The organism is Pseudoalteromonas sp. NJ631 (assembly GCF_000276645.1).
Lineage (GTDB): Bacteria > Pseudomonadota > Gammaproteobacteria > Enterobacterales > Alteromonadaceae > Pseudoalteromonas > Pseudoalteromonas piscicida.
The window spans coordinates 26175-50451 of the sequence record NZ_AKXJ01000019.1 but is presented as its reverse complement, the minus strand read 5'-3'; the positions used below and the strand labels follow the sequence as shown (position 1 = coordinate 50451).

Annotated in this window: 17 protein-coding genes; 5 read left to right on the top strand and 12 right to left on the bottom strand. The window is 44.0% G+C overall.

Annotated elements, in window-relative coordinates; translation table 11 throughout:
- Positions 1–44: 44 nt before the first annotated feature.
- Positions 45–719: a DUF3334 family protein gene (locus A587_RS0121595; protein WP_010378035.1), complete on the bottom strand. Its 675-nt coding sequence runs from the start codon at positions 717–719 to the stop codon at positions 45–47.
- A 115-nt stretch (positions 720–834) separates the two neighbouring features.
- On the opposite strand from A587_RS0121595, the gene cmoA reads away from it, so the two are divergent.
- From cmoA to A587_RS0121580, 3 genes are all read left to right on the top strand, one after another.
- On the top strand, positions 835–1560 hold the full coding sequence (gene cmoA, locus A587_RS0121590; RefSeq protein ID WP_010378032.1) for a carboxy-S-adenosyl-L-methionine synthase CmoA: 726 nt from the start codon (positions 835–837) through the stop codon (positions 1558–1560).
- Between the two features lie 8 nt (positions 1561–1568).
- A complete protein-coding gene (gene cmoB, locus A587_RS0121585) occupies positions 1569–2537 on the top strand; it encodes a tRNA 5-methoxyuridine(34)/uridine 5-oxyacetic acid(34) synthase CmoB (RefSeq protein ID WP_017219248.1) in 969 nt (322 codons plus the stop codon).
- 183 nt (positions 2538–2720) lie between these two features.
- Entirely contained in the window at positions 2721–3194 is a 474-nt protein-coding gene (locus A587_RS0121580) for a hypothetical protein (protein WP_010378028.1), read from the top strand.
- A 76-nt stretch (positions 3195–3270) separates the two neighbouring features.
- Here A587_RS0121580 and adk read toward each other — a convergent pair whose 3' ends face one another.
- The 6 genes from adk to glk all read right to left on the bottom strand — a co-directional run bounded on the left by adk (position 3271) and on the right by glk (position 10158).
- Positions 3271–3915, bottom strand: coding sequence for an adenylate kinase (adk, locus tag A587_RS0121575; protein WP_010378026.1), 645 nt, complete (start codon positions 3913–3915; stop codon positions 3271–3273).
- A 168-nt stretch (positions 3916–4083) separates the two neighbouring features.
- Entirely contained in the window at positions 4084–5088 is a 1005-nt protein-coding gene (gene gap / locus A587_RS0121570) for a type I glyceraldehyde-3-phosphate dehydrogenase (protein WP_017219247.1), read from the bottom strand.
- A gap of 17 nt (positions 5089–5105) precedes the next feature.
- Positions 5106–5726 carry a bifunctional 4-hydroxy-2-oxoglutarate aldolase/2-dehydro-3-deoxy-phosphogluconate aldolase gene (locus tag A587_RS0121565; RefSeq protein WP_017219246.1) on the bottom strand — a complete coding sequence of 207 codons (621 nt, stop codon included), beginning with the start codon at positions 5724–5726 and terminating at the stop codon, positions 5106–5108.
- Positions 5727–5749: 23 nt separating this feature from the next.
- Positions 5750–7603, bottom strand: coding sequence for a phosphogluconate dehydratase (edd, locus tag A587_RS0121560; RefSeq protein WP_017219245.1), 1854 nt, complete (start codon positions 7601–7603; stop codon positions 5750–5752).
- A 523-nt stretch (positions 7604–8126) separates the two neighbouring features.
- Positions 8127–9146 carry a LacI family DNA-binding transcriptional regulator gene (locus A587_RS0121555; RefSeq protein WP_010378018.1) on the bottom strand — a complete coding sequence of 340 codons (1020 nt, stop codon included), beginning with the start codon at positions 9144–9146 and terminating at the stop codon, positions 8127–8129.
- Between the two features lie 10 nt (positions 9147–9156).
- Positions 9157–10158: a glucokinase gene (gene glk, locus A587_RS0121550; RefSeq protein WP_010378016.1), complete on the bottom strand. Its 1002-nt coding sequence runs from the start codon at positions 10156–10158 to the stop codon at positions 9157–9159.
- A 317-nt stretch (positions 10159–10475) separates the two neighbouring features.
- Here glk and A587_RS0121545 point away from each other — a divergent pair, with 317 nt between their 5' ends.
- A complete protein-coding gene (locus A587_RS0121545) occupies positions 10476–11495 on the top strand; it encodes a LacI family DNA-binding transcriptional regulator (protein WP_017219244.1) in 1020 nt (339 codons plus the stop codon).
- 75 nt (positions 11496–11570) lie between these two features.
- Here A587_RS0121545 and A587_RS0121540 read toward each other — a convergent pair whose 3' ends face one another.
- From A587_RS0121540 to A587_RS0121520, 5 genes are all read right to left on the bottom strand, one after another.
- Positions 11571–13967: a glycoside hydrolase family 15 protein gene (locus tag A587_RS0121540; RefSeq protein WP_017219243.1), complete on the bottom strand. Its 2397-nt coding sequence runs from the start codon at positions 13965–13967 to the stop codon at positions 11571–11573.
- A gap of 10 nt (positions 13968–13977) precedes the next feature.
- Entirely contained in the window at positions 13978–15477 is a 1500-nt protein-coding gene (locus A587_RS0121535) for an MFS transporter (RefSeq protein WP_017219242.1), read from the bottom strand.
- Positions 15478–15480: 3 nt separating this feature from the next.
- On the bottom strand, positions 15481–17355 hold the full coding sequence (locus A587_RS0121530; RefSeq protein WP_017219241.1) for an alpha-amylase family glycosyl hydrolase: 1875 nt from the start codon (positions 17353–17355) through the stop codon (positions 15481–15483).
- A gap of 116 nt (positions 17356–17471) precedes the next feature.
- Positions 17472–18986 (bottom strand): tryptophan halogenase family protein, encoded by a 1515-nt coding sequence (locus A587_RS0121525; protein WP_017219240.1) that lies wholly within the window; start codon positions 18984–18986, stop codon positions 17472–17474.
- 158 nt (positions 18987–19144) lie between these two features.
- Positions 19145–22003, bottom strand: a complete 2859-nt coding sequence (locus tag A587_RS0121520) for a TonB-dependent receptor (RefSeq protein WP_010378003.1) — start codon at positions 22001–22003, stop codon at positions 19145–19147.
- Between the two features lie 635 nt (positions 22004–22638).
- Between A587_RS0121520 and A587_RS0121515 the strand changes: the two genes are divergently transcribed.
- The gene (locus tag A587_RS0121515) at positions 22639–24258 is read left to right on the top strand and encodes an alpha-glucosidase family protein (RefSeq protein ID WP_017219239.1); all 1620 of its coding nucleotides are present in this window, start codon (positions 22639–22641) and stop codon (positions 24256–24258) included.
- The last annotated feature ends 19 nt before the right edge of the window (positions 24259–24277 follow it).

Sequence of the window (24277 nt, the reverse complement as noted above, 5' to 3'; positions counted from 1 at the left end):
AGGCCACTGAGGTGGCCTTTCTATTAGGTGCTCTAAATACGGTTTTACAGTCCTAACTGATCCATAAAGTCGTCATCTACAACATCTTCTTCCTGCGGCTTCGCTGGCTTTTTCTTCTCAGCCTGACTTGCAATAATGTCATCTGGGTCTACCGACTCTGCAATATCAAAGTCATGTAGCTTAATAAATTCAGTTTTATCCATTGCCAATTCAAGATAGAAAATATTCTGGCCTTGCGTGGTAAAGGTAACGCGTCTTGCCTGCGGGCGATCCATTGTTGTGTCTACCGAGATCTGCACCTGTTTGTTGATAGCCATCATCTTCGGTTGGTTTTGCGTGATAGAGGTATGTAGCTGCTCACGTACTTTGTTGGTGAAATCACCAACAATCTGGTTCATCAACTCACCCAATACATTGGCAACGTCATCGGATAAATGACTATGCGCAATTTCTTCTTCAGGCATGCCCATGTTGCGCATGTAATCGGTATACACCTCCATTGCTGCTTGCGCGGTAAAATTAGTTACGACTAAACCGGTAAAGCCGCCATCAAACAATACGAAACAGCCGATGTCAGGCCTCATACAGGTACGAGTGATCTTTTGTACCATCGCGGAATAGTTAATTTGGTTGCCGCTTGCCGACGACAGAACTTCTGTTACTGAGTGGCATAGCGTTGAGAGGATATCTTCTGTGCTAATCACTTTGCTTTTCGCCATTTTTGGTCTCATATTTACTTCTTATTATTAATAGTAGCCAAGCTACTGAATTTATCACTGACTATCCAGCATAAAATGCTAAAATAGCGAGATTATTTTCAAAGAGAGATTCAATGTGACGGGCAAAGACAGTATTTATGCCACTGAGCAAGCAGTAAAAGATTTCACTTTCGACGCCAATGTCGTCGAAGTATTTCCAGATATGATCCAGCGCTCAGTGCCGGGCTACGCGACAATAGTAAGCACAATGGGCAAACTTGCGGGTACTTACGCGCAAAGTAACTCAAACTTATATGACTTAGGCTGCTCTTTAGGCGCGGTCACGCTAAGCATGCGTAGAAATATAGATAAAGAAAACTGTCATATCATTGCCGTGGATAATTCACAGCCTATGGTAGAGCGTTGCCAACTGCATTTAAAAGGCTTTAAATCTGACGTCCCAGTCTCGGTCACTTTGGGTGATATCAATGAAATAGAGATCAGCAATGCATCTGTCGTTGCGATGAACTTCACCCTACAGTTTATCCCACCAGAAAACCGCAAAGCGGTTCTCGAAAAAATATATCAGGGTTTAAAACCTGGTGGCGTACTGCTATTAAGTGAAAAAATCCGCGGTGAAAACGGTACTAAAGACAACTTACTTATCGACCTTCACCACGACTTTAAACGCCACAATGGCTACTCAGAATTAGAGATCAGCCAAAAACGCACCGCGATTGAAAATGTGATGCGCACGGACTCGTTAAGTACCCATATGACAAGATTAGAGGATATTGGCTTTAATCAAACTCAAGTGTGGTATCAGTGCTTTAACTTCTGCTCAATGGTAGCAATAAAATAGAGGCAATTATGAATCATTGGTTTACCGACTTTTATGCAACCATTGCGAAAACCCCTTTGAGCCACTGGCTAGAAACGTTGCCTGCGCAGCTTAGCCATTGGCAAAAAGAAGCCCAACATGGTGACTGGCCGAAATGGGAAAAAGTCATTAAAAATCTACCTGAGATCTCAACCACGCATGTTGATATAAAAACCAAGGTTGAGATAGGTACTGGCGAAGACGTTAATGAAGGTCATCAAAAGCAGTTAACGCATTTACTAAAACGCATGATGCCATGGCGTAAGGGACCATTTCATTTACATGGCGTCCATATTGATACTGAGTGGCGCAGCGACTGGAAATGGGACCGACTGCTCCCCCATATTAGCGACCTTCACGGCCGTAATGTTTTGGATATCGGCTGTGGCTCAGGTTATCACTTGTGGCGTATGCGCGGTGAAGGCGCAGAACTTGTTGTTGGCATTGATCCCTCCGATCTGTTTTTGTGTCAATTCCAAACGATTAAACACTTTAACCCCGATCCAAACGTGCATTTACTACCACTAGGTGTAGAGCAACTGCCTGAGTTAAAAGCATTTGATACTGTGTTTTCAATGGGCGTGCTATATCACCGTCGTTCACCAATCGACTTTTTAGCGCAGCTAAAGTCTCAGCTAAGAAAAGGTGGCGAACTGGTGCTAGAAACACTCGTGATTGAGGGCGATGTAAATACAGTATTGGTGCCGACCGACCGCTACGCCAAGATGCGCAATGTATGGTTTATTCCAAGCTGCGACGCATTAACATTATGGCTTGAGCGTGTGGGCTTTAAAGATATCAAAGTGGTAAACAAAGACGTCACATCGTTAGACGAGCAGCGCCAAACCCCTTGGATGGAAACAGAGTCGCTTGCTGATTTCTTAGATCCAAATGACACTAGCAAAACCATTGAAGGCTACCCCGCTCCACTCCGTGCTATATTTATCGCAAAAGCGTAAAACTGGTAAGGGGCATCAACCCCTTACTCATAAGACTCATCAAAACAAAACCATAACCCACTGATTTAGTTGCATTAACTTACAATTCTAAGGTTGACCTAAACATTCTCCCTTCATTACAATCACGCCGTTATGCAGTTGCACTGCGTAGCTTGAATTAGACTATACAATAAGGAATTGTTAATGAAAAAGATGTCTCTTACCGCCCTATTCATTTCTTCACTCGCGCTAAGTGGTCAAGCAATTGCTGACAACTTTATGATCACGAAAGAAAAACAACCTAGTCGGATGCTAGTATTAAGCTCAGCAGGCGGTCTTTCAACCACAGAGTTTTCTGTATTAAACATCGATTTAAGTGATATCCCATATGGAAGTAAAACGGGTACTATCACTGGAGTTAGCTATACTTCAGCGGGTTACGCCGATCCTGGCAATGAAACGGTGGAGCTTTGTTTCAGTCGTGCATACAGCACGACACCTTTCAAGTGTATTGAAATTAACCCTAACGATTCAGGGAATACAACTACGTTTAATGGTGAGGCATTTAAAGCGGGTATTTCAGCCTCTATCGTTCATAGAGTAGAAGCCACAGGCAACTTCCATTATGCAGAGCCAAGTCGAAAAGAAAGTATTACTTTCCACTACAGCACTTATTAAAACGATTTAGCTAGTTTAAAGATAATGTAGGAGTCTCTTTGGACTCCTACATGTTAACCAAGCGAACGCTTAATTATTAACCCAATAGTTCACCTAACTGCTTGCTCACCGCATCAACAGCTTGTGTACCATCTAGTTTGTGATATTGCGTGTTACCAGCATCCGCTTCTGCACTGTAGTAGTCTACTAGTGGTTTAGTTTGCTCATGGTAAATCGCTAGACGTTTACGGACTGTCTCTTCAGTGTCGTCATCACGAATGATTAGGTCTTCACCCGTTACGTCATCTTTGCCTTCTACTTTAGGCGGATTGTAAACGATATGGTAAACACGACCAGAACCTGGGTGTACACGACGACCGCTCATACGTTCAACGATGATCTCATCTGCCACATCAAATTCGATAACATGGTCAACTTTGATGCCATTTTCTTTCATTGCGTCTGCTTGTGGAATTGTGCGTGGGAAGCCATCAAGCAAGAAGCCATTTGCACAATCTTCTTTTGCGATGCGCTCTTTTACCAAGCCGATAATGATTTCATCAGATACTAGTTGACCTGCATCCATGACTTTTTTCGCTTCAAGACCCAGCGGAGTCCCTTCTTTGATAGCAGCACGTAACATGTCGCCTGTCGAGATCTGAGGGATCCCATATTTGTCCATTAGAAATTGAGCTTGAGTACCTTTACCTGCACCCGGCGCGCCTAGCAAGATGATGCGCATAATTGAATCCTCGTTTGGAGTTATTGGTATTTGTGTGGTGAATTTTTCCATATACGCTGCCGATCCTCAAGGAACTTATACTAATTGATAAGGAAGAATGGCAATTTTTCCGTCAAAAACAAAAAAGCTCCGCGATCTGCAGAGCTTTTGGTTAGAAATTAATCCTGATTATAAAAATGCACCTAGTGCTTTAACTTGGTCTAGCATGCGGCAAGAGAAGCCCCATTCGTTATCATACCAAGCCATCACTTTTACCAGCTTTCCATCTACTTTGGTTTGTGTTGAGTCAAACACTGAAGAAGCTGGATTGTGGTTGAAATCAATAGAAACCAAAGGTAATTCATTGTACTCAAGGATTTCACTCATCGCGCCCTCAGCAGCCGCTTTGATTGCTGCATTCACTTCTTCTTTTGAAGTGTCACGCTTGGCAACAAACGTTAAATCAACCAGTGATACGTTGATGGTTGGCACACGAACCGCCATACCGTCTAGTTTGCCAGCAAGTTCAGGAAGCACTAAGCCAACCGCCTTTGCCGCACCCGTTTTCGTCGGGATCATTGACTGAGTAGCACTACGCGCACGATATAGATCCGGGTGGTAAACGTCTGATAGATTCTGATCGTTGGTGTAGGCATGAATGGTTGTCATGCTACCTTGCTCAATACCAATCGTATCATTCAATACTTTTGCAATAGGCGCAAGACAGTTTGTGGTACAAGATGCGTTAGAGATAATGGTTGATTCAGCATTTAGTACTTCGCTGTTAACGCCATGAACAACCGTTGCATCCATATCTGTGCCCGGCGCAGATACAATCACTTTTTTCGCACCGGCTTCAATGTGTTTAGCCGCAGCTTCACGAGAAGTGAACAACCCAGTACATTCAAGCACGATATCAACGTTTAGCGCTTTCCAAGGAAGATTTGCAGGATCACGCTCTTGCGTTAGCGTGATTTCGTCACCACCGATAACGAGTGTGTTGTCGTTAAGAACAACCTGCTCTTGAAAACGACCATGTACAGAGTCAAATTGAGTCAAATGTGCGTTTACGTTTGCAGGTGCGAGATCGTTGATGGCAACGACTTTGATGTCTTTATTCTGACCTGACTCGTACAGTGCACGAAGTACGTTACGACCGATACGTCCATAGCCATTAATTGCGATATTAATCATGATAACTGTCCCCTAATCTATTTTACTTCACTTGCTTGTTTCGCAAGCGCTTCAATGGCTTGCCAGTCTTTGTTTGCGATAAGTGCTTTATCAAGCATCCAAGTACCGCCCACACATACCACATTGTCGAGTGCAAGATACTTAGGTGCAGTTGCCAACGAAATACCACCCGTTGGACAGAATTTTACTTGTGGAATTGGTCCGCCAATGGACTTAAGCATTGGTGCACCACCTGCGGCTTCTGCAGGGAAAAACTTTAAGAATTCAAAACCATGACTTGCAAGCTTCATCACTTCGCTTGGCGTTGCAGCACCTGGGAGAAATGGAATACTTGACGATTTTACCAGTGCCAATAATTCGTCATTGACACCTGGACTTACCATGAAGTCAGCGCCGGCTTCTACAGAGGCATTAAAGGTTGCCTTATCCACTACCGTACCAGTACCAACATAGGCGTCAGGTAAAGCCGCTTTAATGTCTTTTACCGCTTGCGCTGCCACCGGTGTCCGAAGTGTCACTTCAAGTGCTTTCAAGCCACCATTAAACAATGCCGTAGCAAGCGGCACCGCGTCTTCTAGGTTATCAATAACGATAACCGGAACCACTGGTGCTGCTGACAATATCTCTTTAATACTCATGCTCACCCTCATTCCCACTGTTATTATTCTTCGATGCCAAATGAGCATGCGCCTTGATCTGCACTGCTCACTACGTGTCTAAATCCTGAGAATAGCTCTCGACCCGTACCAAATGTTTGAGATTGCGGTGAAAGCTGTAATTCGCGCTGTGCCATTTCTTCATCAGAAACATGTAGCACTAATTCGCCTTTTGGTGCATTTAAGGTGATCAAATCACCTTCGTGCACTTTTGCAATTGCACCACCTTCAACCGCTTCCGGTGCAAGGTGGATCGCCGCAGGTACTTTACCCGACGCACCAGACATACGACCATCAGTCACAATCGCCACTTTAAAACCTTGGTCTTGTAATGTAGCCATGACAGGTGTCAGTTTATGTAACTCAGGCATACCTTTCGCTTTAGGGCCTTGCTCTTTAATCACGGCAATAAAGTCTTGGTTAAGCTTGCCAGCAGTAAAGGCTTCTTGTAATTCGCTTTGAGAGCTGAATACTTTCGCCGGTGCAGTCACCGTTTGGTGCTGCTCCTGTACCGCAGACACTTTAATCACCGCTTTACCCAAATTACCATTAAGTAGTTGCAAGCCGCCTTGCTTGTTAAATGGATTTGCTACTGGGCGAAGCACTTCTTCATCCAGTGAATTCTCAGGTACTGGTACCCACTTCACTTTGGCAGGACCTTGATTATCACTGATAATCACATTGCTGTTGATATCCAGTAGTGGCTCCATCGTGTAAGCATCAAGCCCCTCACCCACAATCGTTTTTACGTCATTGTGTAAGAAGCCGCCATCTCTTAATTCACGCATTAAGAAGCCCATGCCACCAGCTGCTTGGAAGTGGTTTACATCGGCATGACCATTTGGATAAATACGTGTTAACAACGGCACTACTTCAGACAAATCCGCCATGTCTTTCCAAGTGATTTGCACGCCAGCTGCTTTTGCCATTGCGACTAAGTGAATGGCATGATTGGTAGAACCACCAGTAGACAACAGACCGACCAAGCCATTGATCACGGTTTTTTCACTCACGATATCCGCAAGTGCATTGCCGCTTTTACCGTCAAGTAGCTGAGTTAGCATGGTCTCAACCGCACTCGCCGTTAAGCCATCTCTTAATTCTGTGTATGGATTGATAAATGAGCTACCAGGTAAATGAAGACCCATGATCTCCATTAACATCTGGTTCGAGTTCGCCGTACCGTAGAAAGTACAAGTACCTGCACTGTGATATGAAGCACTCTCAGCTTCCAGTAACTCTTCTCGGCTGACTAAGCCCTGTGCAAACTTTTGACGAATGCGTGCCTTTTCTTTGTTCGGGATCCCTGATTGCATTGGACCTGCTGGTAAAAAGAAAATGGGCAAATGGCCAAAAGATAAGGCACCGATTAATAATCCTGGGACGATTTTGTCACATACACCAAGACAGAAAACCCCATCGAAGACATCGTGTGATAATGCCACCGCTGTTGACATGGCAATTACGTCACGAGAGAACAACGACAGTTCCATGCCATCGCGGCCTTGGGTAACCCCGTCACACATAGCGGGTACACCACCCGCTACTTGCGCAGTCGCGTCAAACTTGTTTGCCACTGCTTTAATTAAATCTGGATATTCTTTATACGGTTCGTGCGCAGACAACATGTCATTGTACGAATTGATAATTGCTAGGTTTGGTTGCTCATCTTCTTTTAGGCGAGCTTTATCACTGCTTGAGCAAGCAGCCATTACGTGTGCTAGGTTTCCACAGCCCAGTCCCGCTCGTACGCGCGTTTGTTTTTTTGCTTGTTGGATTCGAGCTAAATAGGCTTGACGTGTTGCTTTGCTTCGCTCAATGACGCGTTCGGTGACTTCCTGAATTCGTGGATGCAACATATTACTGACTCTCTAGTGTTAGAGGAAAAAGGCTCTGCACGATTACCAGCATTCGTGGTAATCCTTGTACAGAGCTGCTTTGATTTACCCGTTCAAAGGTACGCTATCAGGTTGTCTCTCACCCCAACCTGACACCGGTGTCACTATATTTACGCATAAAGCTGACACCGGTGTCAACCCTTCTTATAAATTTAGTCTAACTTTTTAAAATGACCAAATTATAACCACTTAAAACTTTACCGGTATCTGCGGTATTAAAATCATTACCTAACTGATTTTATTAGTAATTATTATGACAAAAAGATTAATATTAATGATTGAGCGCAGTCATTATTTGATAGTGAAGTTATCAATGAACCTAAACTTGGCAACATGACCTTTAATCGATGGACAAGCAAGCCTGATAATCACGACATAAATCTGCGCGTTTATCTAGTCCTCAACGCTTTTCCTAGTAGCAGAGAAAATAAAAAGCCCAACGGCTAAGCGTTGAGCTTTGGGGCAAGTATAAAAATTGAAAAAGTTATGAATTCGAGCGTGCTTTCGTCGACTCTCGAGTGATGAGTTTAGCTTCTAAAACTTGCTGAAACGGTGCTTCTTGCGGCTGAGATATATGCTTAATCAGCTCTTCTACCGCTATCCGAGTCATTTCTTCAACAGGCTGTGCTATCGTCGTCAGACCCGGCCAAATATGCCTTGCGATAGGTGCGTTATCAAACCCAGCAATAGATAGCTGCTCGGGCACTTTGATCTCTCGCTGCGTAGCAAGCTTTAACACGGCCGCAGCCATGTAGTCGTTTGATGCAAATACAGCCGTTGGTCTTGGTTCTAAGTCCAATATGGCTTTTGCACTGTCAGCACCTGAGTGATAACTAAAGTTACCTTCTGCAACTAACCGCTCTCGATATTCAATACCATGCTTTGCTAATGCTTTTTGGTAACCAGAAAACCGATTTTCTGTGGCACTGTGATCAGGGTGACCTTTAATAAAGGCGATTTCGGTATGACCTAAATTGATCAGGTGTTCAGTTAACTCAAAAGCACCCTGCTCGTCGTTACTGCGAATTGAAATCGAATCATCGCCTTCAATGGCTGAAGCAACGCGTGCATAGGGAATATTACGCTGCTTTAAAAAAGCAATAAGCTCGTTGGAGTCTGAAAACGGCGGAGTAAGTACAATACCGTCAAGTCTCGATGTGGTAAGCAGCTGATCAACATTGTCGATAAGGTCTTGGCCGCGCAGCTCACAAGGATGTATCAATAAATTGTAACTATGTTTCTGACACGCTTCCAGCGCACCGCTTTGCACTCGCGTGATATAGCTTTTTGATGGGTTGTCGTATAAACAGCCGATGATAAAGCTACGATTTTGTGCCAAGCCGCGTGCAATAGGGTTAGGCTTATAATTCAGCTCTTCAAAGACCTTCAGGACTTTTTCCCGCGTTGCTGGACTAACATTTGGCTCGTTATTTAATACCCGAGATACTGTCTTTTTAGACACTCCGGCATATTCGGCAACGCTATTAATAGTTACTTTTTTCATCGATTTTCCCTTAAGCCCGGCGTCGCTCATGAATACATGCTGCTGCGCCAATCAGTGGGATATTATCTTGTACCACCAAAGTAACTGGAATTTGGCTCGTGTACTGTGACATCATGCCTTTTTCGGTAAAACGTTCAACAAAGCTACTTGCTTGTAATCGCTCTTTCATCCGCGGCAAGATCCCACCACCTATATAAACACCACCTAAGGCACCAAAAGTCAGTGCTAAATCGCCAGCCACACTACCCATCCAGTCACAGAAGTGACTCAATGTTGCATCGCACACTTTACATTCTTTCGCAAGCGCACTGATCTGCGCCGCATTAAGATCTTTTGCTTGCTCACCACGCACTTCTGCCATGGCTTTGTAGAGTCTCGCAATACCTGGGCCCGAAAACACCGTCTCGACTGAGACATGTTGAATACTCGCGCGCAGTACCGTTAACAGCTCTTTGTCTAAGGCGGTAACCGGTGCAAGTGAGATATGTCCCGCTTCACAGCTCATCACCGCGCTGCCGTTAATATCTCTAGCAAGACAAGCTGCACCAAATCCAGTGCCAGGACCCATTACGCCGATATTTGCACCTAGCTCAGGCTGACCTTGCTTAATTACTAGGTTTTTCTCTAGTGCTAAGTAGGGCGCCGCATAGGCAAAGGCAGCAAAGTCGTTGATCACGGCAAGTTCGGTAAAATCGAACTGGGCTTTGATGTCTTCGGAATTAAAATGCCAACCTAAATTAGTTAAATGAACTTGCTGAGATTTGATAGGACCGGCAACCGCGAGACAGGCTCGGCTTGGCTGCGCAACAGGTAGCTCAGTTAAATATTTTTGGATAGCGGATTCAAAAGACTGGAATTCAGCACTAGGAAAAGTGGCTTGATGCGTAATTACAAAATGGTTAGTTCGCGTATCAAAATCTGACACGATTGCAAATCTGGCGTTTGTTCCCCCGATGTCGGCAACGACAATCGGCTCAAACGGCACGGATGAATGGCTTGTTGTCTGGCTCATATTATTATCTCTTTATCACTGCGATTATGCTTGGGCTAACATCAGGGCTGCCAGCACACGTCCTGCAATTTACTGTCTCAACTCGCCAAAATTTGCACGCCTTGGCTTTTGCTCTTACCTGTTATTCTGTTAATTTGGTAAAAAATGCTGCCCTTGGCATAGGGCAGCCAAATACGTTTTGACAACAAAATGATAAAACATCGACATTATGACACCGGTGTCAGACTGTATCAATAAAAATTTGCAAATTCGGTGAAATTGGTTGAAAAAAAAATTGAATGGCTGACAATGTCACTGTCTTAAGCGTTGAGAAGAACATGAAAGGTAAAGCAACTTCATTTGATATCGCCCATTATGCTGGCGTTTCGCAATCTACGGTGTCGCGCGCCCTAAGAAATAGCCCTTTGGTTAACGAAGAAACACGTCGTCGCGTTCATGAGATTGCTAAAAAGCTTAACTATAAGGTCGATAAAAACGCGAGTAATCTGCGCACTCAGCAAAGCAGTACATTGGCTTTGCTGTTATTTGAAGATCCCACAGAAGACGAGTCACAAATTAACCCTTTCTTTTTAAGTATGCTTGGCAGTATTACCCGAGCGTGCGCGAAAGAAGGCTATGACCTTTTAGTATCGTTCCAATCGACGAGCAGTGATTGGCATGCCGATTACGAGGATAGCCATCGTGCTGACGGGTTAATTTTACTAGGCTATGGTGATTACATCGATTACCAGTCAAAGTTACAAACTCTACTCGACAACCACACAAAGTTTGTTTGTTGGGGGGCAACGGTTGATAACCGTCCAGACTTAACGGTGAGCTGCGATAATTACGGTGGAGGTGTATTGGCTGCTAAGCATTTAATCGACATGGTCAGAACAGATTGTGCGTTTATTGGCGATGCCTCGGATCACAGCCCAGAATTTTTTGCGCGCTTTAAAGGCTTTAGAGACACCCTTAAAGCAAAAGGTATTGAGGTGAGCGACCGTAAGATGGCAAATGCGATTTCCACAGAAGACTCAGGGTATCATGCAACTCGCTCCTTAATCGCCAACAATGTTAAATTTAACGCGCTTTTCGCTGCTAGCGATCTTATTGCTATTGGCGCGATTAAGGCGCTTCAAGAAGCAGGCGTTCGCGTCCCTCTTGATGTCCATGTCGTTGGCTTTGATAACATTGCCGCTGCGGGTTATGTTTCTCCCTCTTTAACTACGGTGCAGCAAAACACCACATTGGCAGGACAAATGCTGGTCGATAACCTACTTACACTTATCCGAGGTGAAGAGGTAGCCTCTACTCTCTTGCCGCCCAAACTTATTATTAGACAATCTTCGCGATAGCTAGATCTTCAGCATAATCGAATAAAAAATGCCGAACTCATCTTCGGCATTTTTTATGTGTTTACTTACTGCTTGTTATTTCAGTTTACTTTCTACGATTGGGTAGTGATCCCACACTTGTTTTTCATTAAGAGAGCGTACTAACTTTACGTATTCAGCATGTGTCCAAGCCAAAGGCGTCGCTGAGTTGGTTCCTTCGCCAAGTTGATAGCCAAAGGTATTTTTACCCACACCATCCCATACTTGCTCAGGTAACATCATGCCTTCATTAGCAAAGTGCTCCATCCCCTTCACATAAGTATTTTGTATTTTGCTCTGTTCATCCGCACTTAACTCACCATCAAGCAGCGCCAGCGCAATATCATAGTGACCACGCTCTCCGGTAAAGAAAGGCCACACTCGACCGCGTTGGTCATCGGTATTCTGACCATTTTCAGCATAATTGATACCGCGTTTCTCGTCTTCACCATAGCCGTCGTTACCGTAACGGCGGTACCCCGGATAACTATTAACATCGCCATCAAATTTAAAGCTATATTTTACTCTTAAGTTTTCAGCTATCGACTCATCATCGTATTCAGGTATGGTTGCCACGATGCTCGGGGCATCAGCCCCTCTAACTCCATAACGCACAAGTTCTAAAAAGCCACCGTCGATGATCTGCTTCTTATCCATTCCGCTGCGGCCATTATTGGCATTTAAGGTCGTACTGGAATTAGGGTTTTCGTCTTGTCCAATACGGAAGAAATATTGACCATCACTATGTTTGCTTTGCAGATTCCCTTTGGTTGTGAACATGAATGACTCAACATCACGATTGTACTGCTGCGCCGTCGCGAGGAATTTCTCTTGTCCCGCTTTATCACCGGCCAATTTAGCAATGTCGCTCGCCGTCACAAGGCCTGCAATGATTGCCGCGGTAGTCGATGGTGAATAGCCATTTTGCTCTTCCCAACGCTCTTGTTGCGTCGCAGGCGGTGTGATTTGCGTGTCATTCCACAATATTTTAGCCAGTCCCCCTTCAACTAAGAAGTTAGCCGCAGGCTTTAACATCTTGTTGTACCAATAAACCAATCTATCATCGCTTAGCACACCCGCTTGCCATAGTTTCCATGCCAGCATAATCGGCATTGCCGTTTGGTCAAGTTGGACACCAACCCACTCAAGCTCGCCATCTACGTGCGTTTTTTGTAAGAACCAGCCAGTATCGCCATGGTTACCCGGTGTTTTATCCGTAACTTGCACTTTTTCTAGATACTCAAAAGCAGTAAGTGCTGTTTGTGTATCTCCCATCGCCAAAAATGCCATCGCTACTTGATAAAAATCACGCACCCATACTGCTTTATAACCGGTATGGCCTTGCTCTGCTGGCACTGTGTCACCCCAAGGATTTGACAACGATGCTATCAGCGCACCGGCATGGGTTTTATCTTCTTGCGCCTTAAGCACAAGCGCACTGGTGTAAAGTAACTTGCCGTTGTCTGCGGTATTTGCCGTCATGGACTTTAGTGGCGCTAAACTTTCGAGATAATCTTGCCAGCCTGTCGCTTCACCTTGACCATTATAGTCAGCCAGTACCTTATCGTAACCTTTGGCTAATGTAGCCGCCCCTTCAGCAAAGCTTTGCTGCTGAGAGTGACCAAAACTCAAGGTAAGGTCAAAGGTGCTGCTGCCCTTTACTTGTCCTAGGTTTGCCAACCAGTTAACGTTGCCACTCTCTTTGCCTGTAGACGCATAAGCCCGGGCTATATGTCCTGTAGTCTCAAGTGCCGCTAAATTATCGCTGATGCCAGTAAAACCGACAGATGCTTCAACAAAGCCGGTTTTGCTCTGCAATGAGAGATAATTATTACCTTCCCATGCTAACAAACCTTGCTCTGTCACTTTTGCAAAATCGTTTAAGCCATTGTTATTCACGTATGGATTAACGTTCACAAAAGCCTGTACATTTTTGAATTCAGTATCTACTTTTGCTCGAACAAACAAGGTTTGTCCATCAGGGTCGGTAAAAATATGCTTTTCAAGAGTAAAACGGCCTTGCTTATCCTTGCTTAAAATTTTGTAAGCCAGCGATAACGGGCGCCCACTGGCATCTTTATAAAGGTAGTCAATCGTGACATCTAGAGCGTCAGTATCAGATTCTTTCACTGCAAAGCCGTCACCCACGATGATAAATTGCATGTCTTTGATCTGCGCTTGGTGAATAAGTCCAAACATGGTCTCTGTGATCATCCCTTTTGCAACAGAAAACCATACCTTTGAAACTGCTTTAGTAGCCGTAGAATCGCTGTACTTGCCGTCTTCGTACGCTTCGTACGACGTACCAATCCCCGTTTTTCCAGAGTATGACCAATAAGGTTTAACGCCAGGTGCACCTGGTGCCGTCAGGGTTTCATTGCCAGATTGCTGTGATCCGCAACCCATGAGGCCAGCACTTACCAAGGCAAGTGCGATTGTTGATAGTTTAATCATCTCGTTCTCCTTATTGAGCCTTTATCGTGACTCTTGAAACAGCTAATGCAGCGAGTAAAAATGACACGCCTCCGATGACGAGTGCGAATATCGGTTGGTTATCAAAACCATGACGCAGAATTAGACCTAGAATACTGGCAGCGAGTAATTGTGGGATCACGATAAAAAAGTTAAAGATCCCCATAAATACACCCATTTTGTTGCTTGGCAAAGCGTTACTTAACATCGCGTAAGGTAATGACAAAATAGATGCCCAAGCAAAGCCAATGCCCACCATTGGCAACCAAAGTAATGTGGGATCAGCGATAAATTTGAAGCTAATTAAAGACACGGCGCCAAAAAACAAGTTAGCTGCATGTGCCCCTTTGAGACCAATGCGCTTAACCATAAATGGGATCACCATCGCAGCAATAGCAGCAAAGCCATTGTAGGCTGCAAATAACACCCCGACCCAATCAGCACCGTCGTTATAAAGCTTGCTCGTTACATCTGACGTGCCATAGTGATAGCTCGTCACCGCTGAGGTGGTATAGATCCACATGGAAAATAGCGAAAACCAGCTAAAAAACTGCACCACAGCAAGCTGCTGCATGGTCTTTGGCATCGTAAACAAGTCAAAAATAACATGATAAAAACCATTACTTACACGCTGTTTTTGCTGCATCACATGCGCAATGACAAATACAATTGCAAAAGCGATAAGCAGCCCACTGAGCAAATAAAGCTCTTTTTCAAGGCCAAGAAGTGCAACGGCAAGCAACACAATAACGCCAATGAAACCACTCACCGCACTGCCTTTTAAAAAGTTCACAGGTAAGTCTGACAGTGTTGCGCTTTGCGTATTCGTTTGCGCTTGTTCAAAGGCTGCGAGTTGTTCAGGGCTATATTCTTTCGTTTTTAGAATCGTCCACAATACGGAGATGAACAAGATAGCTCCCCCCCAGTAAAATGCGTATTTTACCGAGTCAGGGATTTGTCCTGCAGGAGCTGTGTTACTCACCTCAAACCAATTGGTCATCATCCAAGGCAGCGCAGACGCGACCACGGCACCAACACCAATGAAAAAGCTTTGCATAGCATAACCTGTAGCACGTTGCTTTTCATTCAGATTATCACCTACTAATGCTCTAAACGGCTCCATCGTGACGTTGATCGACGCATCCATGATCCACAGCATACCCGCCGCAATCCAAAGCGTTGGAGAATTGGGCATAATGAAAAGCGATAGCGTGGTGAGAATAGCCCCCCACAAGAAAAATGGTCTTCTACGCCCAAGTTTTCCCCATGTTCTATCACTCCAGTAGCCGATAATTGGCTGCACGATTAAACCCGTTAAGGGCGCCGCAACCCACAATATAGGGATGTCATCGACCTTAGCACCGAGGGTTTGAAAAATACGGCTCACGTTGCCGTTTTGCAGTGCAAAACCAAATTGGATCCCAAGAAACCCAAAGCACATATTCCATATCTGCCAAAAACTGAGCTGTGGTTTTTGTTGTTCTTGTTGCATAGGTTACTTCTCTAATTGATAAACCGCGCTGGCAAGCGGCGCTAGTGTAATCGTTGCGTTGACATGCTCGCCATCAGTTGTTGGTTGTAATTGTAAAGTCGGGTGTGACTCTAAAATATCGTTGTAAGCACCATGCCAGTCTTTAGGCAGATTTACGGTGACTATTTGTTCTTGTTCCGCATTAAAGTTGCTCACGACCAACACCTTTTGTTGACCTAATTTACGGCCAAATGCCATAACTGTTTCAGCATTGCTTGGCATCTCAGCACTCAGGGTGACTTGCTGGTATTCACCAGCCGCAATCGCTGGCTGTTTTGCAAGATTGAGTAATTTGACGTAGTAATTACGAAGCGCCTTTTGCTCATCCGAAAGAAGCGCGCCATCAAACTTCCCGTTATTCATCCATTTTTGATGTTCGGGTACACCAATATAGTCAAAGATACTGGTTCTGCTTGGACTGCCGAACCCCGCCTGCTCAGAGCCGTCTTCCCCTAATGTTTGTCCAAAATAGATCATTGATGGTGCTGTGCTTATCAGGTGACTGATCACCATAGCGGGTTTACCTTTTAGCGGATCGCCTACAAATTCAGGGCTTGCGATACGCTGCTCATCATGATTTTCTAAAAAGTGCAACATATGGGCGGCAATATCGGCTACCGATTGATGACTATCCAACACGGCTTGGGCACTACCTTTGCCTTGCATTAACGCCTTCAAGGTGTCGTAGAAACCCACTTTGTCGTAGAGGTAATCCATCTTCCCTTGCTTGATATACGGGCGATATAAAGTGGGGTTATAGACTTCTGCAAGTAAGAAAGCTTCAGGATTTTTTGTTTTAATCGACGAGTTTAGGAAGCTCCAAAACTCTACTGGCACCATTTCCGCCATATCGTAACGGAAACCGTCTACGCCCTTTTCTAACCAAAAATGGGTAATGGCTTGGAATTTGTACCAACTATCTGGCAATTGCTTGTGTTGCCAAAATTCAAAGTGCGCACGGTAATCTTGCTGCGCATAATCGTCAGGCAAGCGGTCAAAATCGTAGCTACCATCAGGCTTCACACCGTAATTCACTTTGACGGTTTCATACCAATCATTAATATCAGGCTTTGCCGCACGAGCCCCATTACCGGTCCACTTTGCTGGATTTTCTGCAAACTTGCCATCCGCTAATGGATGGGTTCCCCCCCCTAACACCTGATAGCTTTCACTCGTTGGTACTGTAAACTCCTCACCAACCACATAATAAAAATTATTGTCCCGAGCATATGCAACTTGCGTGTCGTCATTGGTGCCAAAATCAACAGTTCCTTTAGGCGCACCGAGTGACTCATAGTTACGAGCGACATGGTTTGGCACAATATCAATGATCACTTTTAAGCCGGCGTCATGTGTGCGTTTGATTAAGGCTTCAAACTCAGCCAGTCGTGCAGAAGGATCATTCGCAAGATCTGGGTTAACGTTGTAGTAATTTTTTATTGCATAGGGCGAACCCGCTCTGCCTTTTACAACATCAGGATCATCCTGGCTGATCCCATACTTGCTATAATCCGTCACTACTGCGTGATGGAGCACGCCGGTATACCAAACATGGGTCACCCCCATCGCCTTAATTTGTTGTAATGCCGTAGGAGTAAAATCAGAAAACTTGCCTACGCCGTTTTCCTCTAGCGTTCCCCAAGGTTTGTTCTCTGTTTTAGTATTGCCAAAGAGCCTTGTGAATACTTGATAAACAACGGGTTTGCTCACTGGCGCAACTTCCGATTGCAATGTCATTTGTTCGGTTTTTTTATCAACTGGCTTGGGGCCACAGCCACTTAAACTTACTGCACCACCCAAAAGCGCTGACACAGCCAATAGTAGAGATTTATTTTTCATAGTATTGTCATAATGCTGTTTTAAAAGAGTCTACTTGCGTAAACGAACGTACTGAACCCATTACATATGTATTCAGAAAGACCCTTGATTAGATTTTAATAACGATTAATACCAAGTTACTTGTGAACATTTGCCACAAAGCTTTCTAGCTCCATTCGATGATCTTTAAAATTCAATCCACATCGTCTAATGAAGTCATTCACTTTTTCGATGCTATGTTGGTTTGCTAGGGCATTGCCTGACTTAAGCTGAGCTTGTTCTGGGTAGATACCATAACCTGCCAATAAACAATGCCAGCTGACTGAAGGGTAATATCGCTCAACGTTTTGGCGAACTAATTCATCCGATAAGTTATTACCAGAAACCCAAGTCTGTAAAATTTGATAGAGTGACCGCGATAAGTTGTTATTGTTGGCATTATCAAGCCAGTAGTTGGTGTCAGTGCGACTATTCACACGATAATGGGCGACGATGTAGTCTCGAATAGCCTGATATCGTTCGCTCAAAGCGCGGTTGTGTTTATCTCTGTTACCATCGGTAAAATCCGCATCTTGGTAGCAGTCAATGAAACTTTGAACGGTTTCTTGGACTATATGCAAAGCGGTTGCTTCTAATGGCTCTATGAAGCCCTGAGATAAACCAATCGCTATGCAGTTTTTACTCCAATGCGCTTTAACTTGCCCTACTTTCATTTTTATATGTCGAGCTTCTACTTCTGAGTCCAACAAACCCAAAGCAGCCCTTAGCTCGGTTTCGGCTTGATCCGCATCGCAGTAACGCTGACTATAGACATAACCATTACCGATACGGTTCGTTAGTGGTATGTGCCAAGACCACCCAAATTGACGCGCAACAGACTGTGTTTCGGAGCGAATAGTGTCAAATTGCTTGGTAGGTATAACGACCGCAGCGTCGTTAAATAGATTGGACTCGAATGACTCAAAACCCACACCTAAAGTATGTTGTAGCAGTAAACTTTTGAAGCCCGAGCAGTCAATAAAAATATCACCCGCGATTTCTGTACCATCAGACGTTATCAGTGCCGCAATATCACCATCAAGGTGTTTTCGAACGTCGGTAATTGTTGCATCAAGGTGTTTTACATTAAACTCAGCCGCTTTGCGAGCCAACAACTGGCCAAGCAAAGCTGAGTCAAAGTGATAACCATAATTAATTTCGAACGGGAAGCTTTCTGCAGCAATTGGGGATTTATTTAAATCAGCCAAGTGAGTCGCTAAAAAAAAATGGTCTGGGTGGCCCTCTACGTCAATCGCCTTACGCCGAACAAAACTGTTATGAAAAAAAGCCGGTGCACTGTAGTCGTCAGGTTGTGCAGGAAATGGGTGAAAATAGCTAGAAAACCCAGGTTTTGTCGACCAATCTATAAACCGAATACCATTTTTATAGGTCGCATTACAAGCCGGCATCCACTCGGCTTCCGAGATACCTAAATAGTCCATAAATCCTTTGAACTGCGGAGTAGACCCTTCACCAACACCAATAGTTCCGATGCTAGAAGATTCAACCACAGTGATTTCTATCGCTTTATCTGCCCAGCTTTTTGCCATCATATTTGCGGCCATCCAACCAGCAGTTCCACCACCTAAAATCACTATTTTCTGATTTTTCATCGCCTTCGCACCTTAACTCTATTAAAAACCACGTATTGAAAGTGAAACAAACATATCAATTTAGATAATTGATGATAACCACTCATTACACTGTGAGCGATTATAAAAAAGCCACCAAAGCAGGTGTTACTTTGGTGGCCATGGATGCTTGCGACTAATTAGAAGCTATAGTTGAACCCTAAATAATACTGGCGACCAAACTCTTTGTACTCACCAGTGGCAAGTGCAGTACCATAATTAGTGGTATTTGGCTCATCAGTTAGGTTATTAACCTGTAAGACGGCTTCTAAACCATTTTCAAAGTTGTACGATGCCTGCCAATCAACCACAGTATATTCATCAGCCCAAGCTAGAGAAGAGCCCCCTGGTGAAGCCCCTTCATATACATATTCATCACGGTAACGGATATTCAGGTGTGTTGTGAACGAGTCTATGTTCCAAAATACCGTCGCACTCCAAACATTTTTTGATAGACCAGGGAGTGGCAATTGCTGATCAGGGAAGTTACCACCGCCATCTACCGTTGTTTCGCTCTCGGTATATGAATAGTTAGCGTTAAAACCTAAGCCTGAAAAGACGCCCGGTAAATTATCAAACATCGTGGTATAGGCAAGCTCGATACCTCTAATGTATCCACCTTGATCATTGTTCTGAGTCGTTTGGTATTGACCTGCAACGAACCCATCAGGAACCTCTAGGCCAATATCAGCCCAGTCAACTTCACCTTCTTGATAAGTGATACTTTCAATCAAAGATTCAATATCTTTCCAGAATATAGCGGCAACAAAAGCACCACCATCTTCAAAGTAACGCTCATAAGATAAATCAATTTGAGTCGCTCTAAACGGGTCTAAATTTGGGTTACCTTTTGACCACACATTATAACGAGGACTAGTACCATCATTTGCGGTGTCAGCCCAAGAACCTGCACCACCTCTAAGCTGGTAGACAGGTGGACGGCCAATAACTTCTGCAGCTGCAAACCTAATTTGGTCTGTGTCACTCACTCTGAAATTGAGGTTTAGTGAAGGCAATGTGTCTGTATACTCAGGACCATAATTAACATGACGATAATCGGTTCTTTCAACGCCATTGTCATCGATGATTGAGTCACCAACTTCATCGCCTTGGATCTGTTGAATGCCTATTGATTTCGTATCAGTTCTTACTACACGAACGCCAAAATTACCCGTCACTGGTATGTCGGCAATTTCAGTATCTATATTTGCCATAATATAACCGGCTAATACTTCTTCTCGAACAGCTCCACTTTCAATGAGCGTCCAATTGTGGCCCCAAGTTTGTTGCGCCTCATAATTACCCGGACCAAATACTTCGTTAGCGATACCTTCAAGGTCTAATTCCAAGTATTGGAAGCCTCGAGTATCTCTAACCGAAACATATCCTGTCAAATCGTGAGGAATACACGGGTGGTTCTGATCATTAAATTCACAGCCTTTGTTCGTGACGATAGTGCCATCCGGTAATTGATAACCGTTTTGACCTTCGCGTGCGCCCCATCTAAATGTCGAGCGTTGATCAGTAAATTCACGATCAGACCAACGCGCACCAACTTCAATCGAAGAAATAAAGCTGTTCTCAATAAAATATTTAAAATCAACTTTAACGCTATCTAACTCATCTGTGTACTTGTGAGGGAATTGTTCCCAGTCACCCAGTCGCATATTAGATAGGTCGGTATACCCGTTACCAAGTGTTAACAGTGGTGAGTCTTTCTCTCTTTGTTCAAAAGAAAACGTTTGATTTCTTAATTCTTGCCAGGTGTTAACTAATGTTCCATCTTCCAGTGTAGAGGTACCGTATTCGTATGCATGCATTGAAGCAATCATATCTCTACGCGTTTTTTCCCCTTCACTATGAGCCCAGTCGAACTTTAATTCCCACGAATCTGTCGTATATTGCAAGTTTAAGCCAAAGCTGTCGGTGGTTGAGTCCGTTGATTGGTCCTCAGAGCGCATCTCAACCCATGGGCCATTGGGATCCGTAATAGTTACATCCCCAGCGACTAGAAAACCATCTTTAACAACTGCATTGTCAACCGTATACAACGAGTTAATATCTTTTGAGAACCCTTCAATATTTAAGCCGCTCTTTTTATCTTCCGATTCAAACTTAGAATGGAAATAATCAAATTGGACTTTGAATGCGTCTGTTGGCTGATACACCAAGGTGCTTAACAGGCCAAGTCTTTCATCGCTGCCTTTGGCTGAGCGATATTGAAAGCCATTGACTGAGCGCTCTTCAGTACCATCACCATCAAAATCTTGAGAGCGTGTAGGAGCATGCGCTGAGATATCAATTGCGTTATTTGGTTGGTTTAGATACGCCCCACCAATAGCAAATCCAAGTGTCTCATTTAGGAATTTACCTCGGTATGAAAAACTAATACGTTCGCCTGTTGAATCCGCGCCTACATCTGACGCTGCATCATTGTAGGAATATCTTACCGAAGAATTAAAATTATGTTCTTTTTCAGCATCGAGAGGGTTTGCTGTTTTAAGCTCAACCGTAGCCGCAACACCGCCTTCAATCAGCGATGCCTTTGGTGATTTATACACTGCGGCTTGATTAATTAATTCTGACGGATATTGGTCGAATGAAATCCAGCGACTACCTGCGGTATACCCACTGGTGCTCGCCTGTTCACGTCCATTTAATGTGGTTTGAATAAAGTCGCCGTTCATCCCGCGAATATTAAGTTGCGAAGATTGCCCACTTGCTCTTACCGCGGTGATCCCTGGTAGACGGCTTAGCGAGTCAGCGATTGACACGTCAGGTAAGGAAGCTAAGTCTCCAGCATCAACTACTTCTGCAATGGTGTCGCTAAATCTTTTTTTATCGATTGAGGCGATGATACTGCGCGAGATACCTCGAACTTCGATCACCTCAACGTTATTTTCTTCATTATTAGCAGTGTTATCTTCAACAGGAGCAGCATGGCTCACACCCGCAGCAATCAGCGCAAGCGTTAGCATACTCGGTTTGAACTTAGACATAATGTTTTATCCCAATTAACCATATTATATTGTGCGATTTGTTCATCAGGCGTGCAAACTGATTAAAAAACAAACGAGCACAGTTGTTGTCAGTCAAATACTAGCGGCTGATTAAATTTGTAAACAACTTTATGCATACGTATTCAAAGCTAGTGCATTTCAAGGAAATTTACAGGCTTTTTACAGGAATAAAACCCAACCTTATGATAAATATATATTTTTATTAGTTAAGGTCATAAGACCGACCGCATTTATTTTCCTGCTTTAATTTCACTAAATCTTAACTTTCATGGGCTATTATTGTCGACTGAGCATCAAAATATCCTCAACATGTCATCACTAGTCATACCCAAGTTAAATTGGTCTTACCAAAAGTTCGCTCTCGAAAAGCTTTATTTGTCTGATTATTCCTTTTTAATGGCCACTATTGGTAAATTTATTTTATAAAATAAATTTATGTAAATGACTTATCATAAAATTACCCAAAAAAACCTGCATACGTATGCAGGTTTTTTACAGCCCCATGTGCATGACGTATTCTTTTGCAAAATTAGTGGTGAAAGTGCCTAGCATAGTATTTACTTGATACTCAGCACTGCCAAAGAACAAACACGCACATAGCCTGGAGAAAGTGCATGGCAAATAATGAATGGTGGAAAGGCGCGGTTATCTATCAAATATATCCGCGTAGCTTTCAGGACAGTAATGCAGATGGTATTGGCGACTTACAGGGTATTATTCAGCGACTAGATTATATTAAATCGCTTGGTGTTGATGCTGTATGGATTTCACCATTTTTTAAGTCACCGATGAAAGACTTTGGCTATGACATTAGCGACTATCGCGATATCGATCCTATGTTTGGTACACTCGACGATTTTGACACGCTTATCAGCGAAGCACATAATCGTGATATTAAGATCATTATTGATCAGGTACTTAGTCATACCTCAAATCAACACCCGTGGTTTGTCGAAAGTCGTGAAGACAAAACAAACGACAAAGCAGATTGGTATGTATGGGCCGATGCCAATCCAGACGGCAGTCCTCCAAACAATTGGCTATCCATTTTTGGTGGTGTTGCCTGGCAGTGGGAGCCTAGACGTTGCCAATATTACCTGCATAACTTCCTAACTGAGCAACCGGATCTGAACTTTCATCACCCTGAAGTACGTAAAGCCGTACTAGACAACGTCGAATTTTGGCTTAAAAAAGGCGTTGATGGATTTAGACTAGATGCTATCAACTTCTGTTTTCACGACAAGCAGCTTAGGGATAATCCAGCTAAACCTATTGAACTCCGTCAAGGTCGTGGCTTTAGCGAAGACAACCCTTATGCTTTTCAGTACCATTATTACAACAATACGCAACCTGAAAACTTACTGTTCATGGAAGAGATCCGTGCCCTATTAGATAGATACCCAGGCACAGTTAGCTTAGGTGAGATAAGCTCAGAAGACTCTTTGCAAACAATGGCAGAGTATACGGCCGATGGTAACAAGCTACACATGGGTTATAGCTTTGAGCTCCTAACTAACGACTATAGTGCAAAGTACATCCGAGAAACGGTTTCTCGCCTGGAGTCAGTCATGACCGAAGGTTGGCCATGTTGGGCATTTGCAAATCACGATGTAGAACGGGTAGCAAGTCGCTGGAGTGTAGATGGCAAGGTAAACGATACACAGGTCAAAATGCTCACCGCCCTTCTCGGTTCATTGCGCGGTAGCGTCTGTATGTATCAAGGCGAAGAACTAGGACTTGGCGAAGCCGCAGTTGCCTTCGAAGAGCTGCAGGACCCATATGGCATTACCTTTTGGCCAAACTTTAAAGGCCGTGATGGCTGTAGAACGCCGCTTCCGTGGACGAAGGCAAAAACTAATGCTGGCTTCTCAGAGTCTAAGCCTTGGTTACCAGTTTCTGAAGCACATGCTCTACGAGCAGTAGACGAACAAGCTGTAGATAGCAATTCAACGCTCAGCTATTATCAAGCATTTCTACAGTGGCGAAATGCACAACCTGCACTAAAAACAGGTGACATTGAGTTTATTGATACCCCAGAGCCAGTATTAGCTTTTTACCGTAAAACACAAACCCAGACATTGCTGTGCGCATTCAACTTAGCAGCTACTCAGCAAAGCGCGACACTTCCTGAAGTTGCATTAAGGCAGTGTGAGCTGAAGCACCTAAGTGGCACGGCAAGCGCAAATGTACTAACACTTGGTGCATTTGGTTGCTACTTCGCTGAAGTTTTATAATAGTTGGGCCTTTTCATTA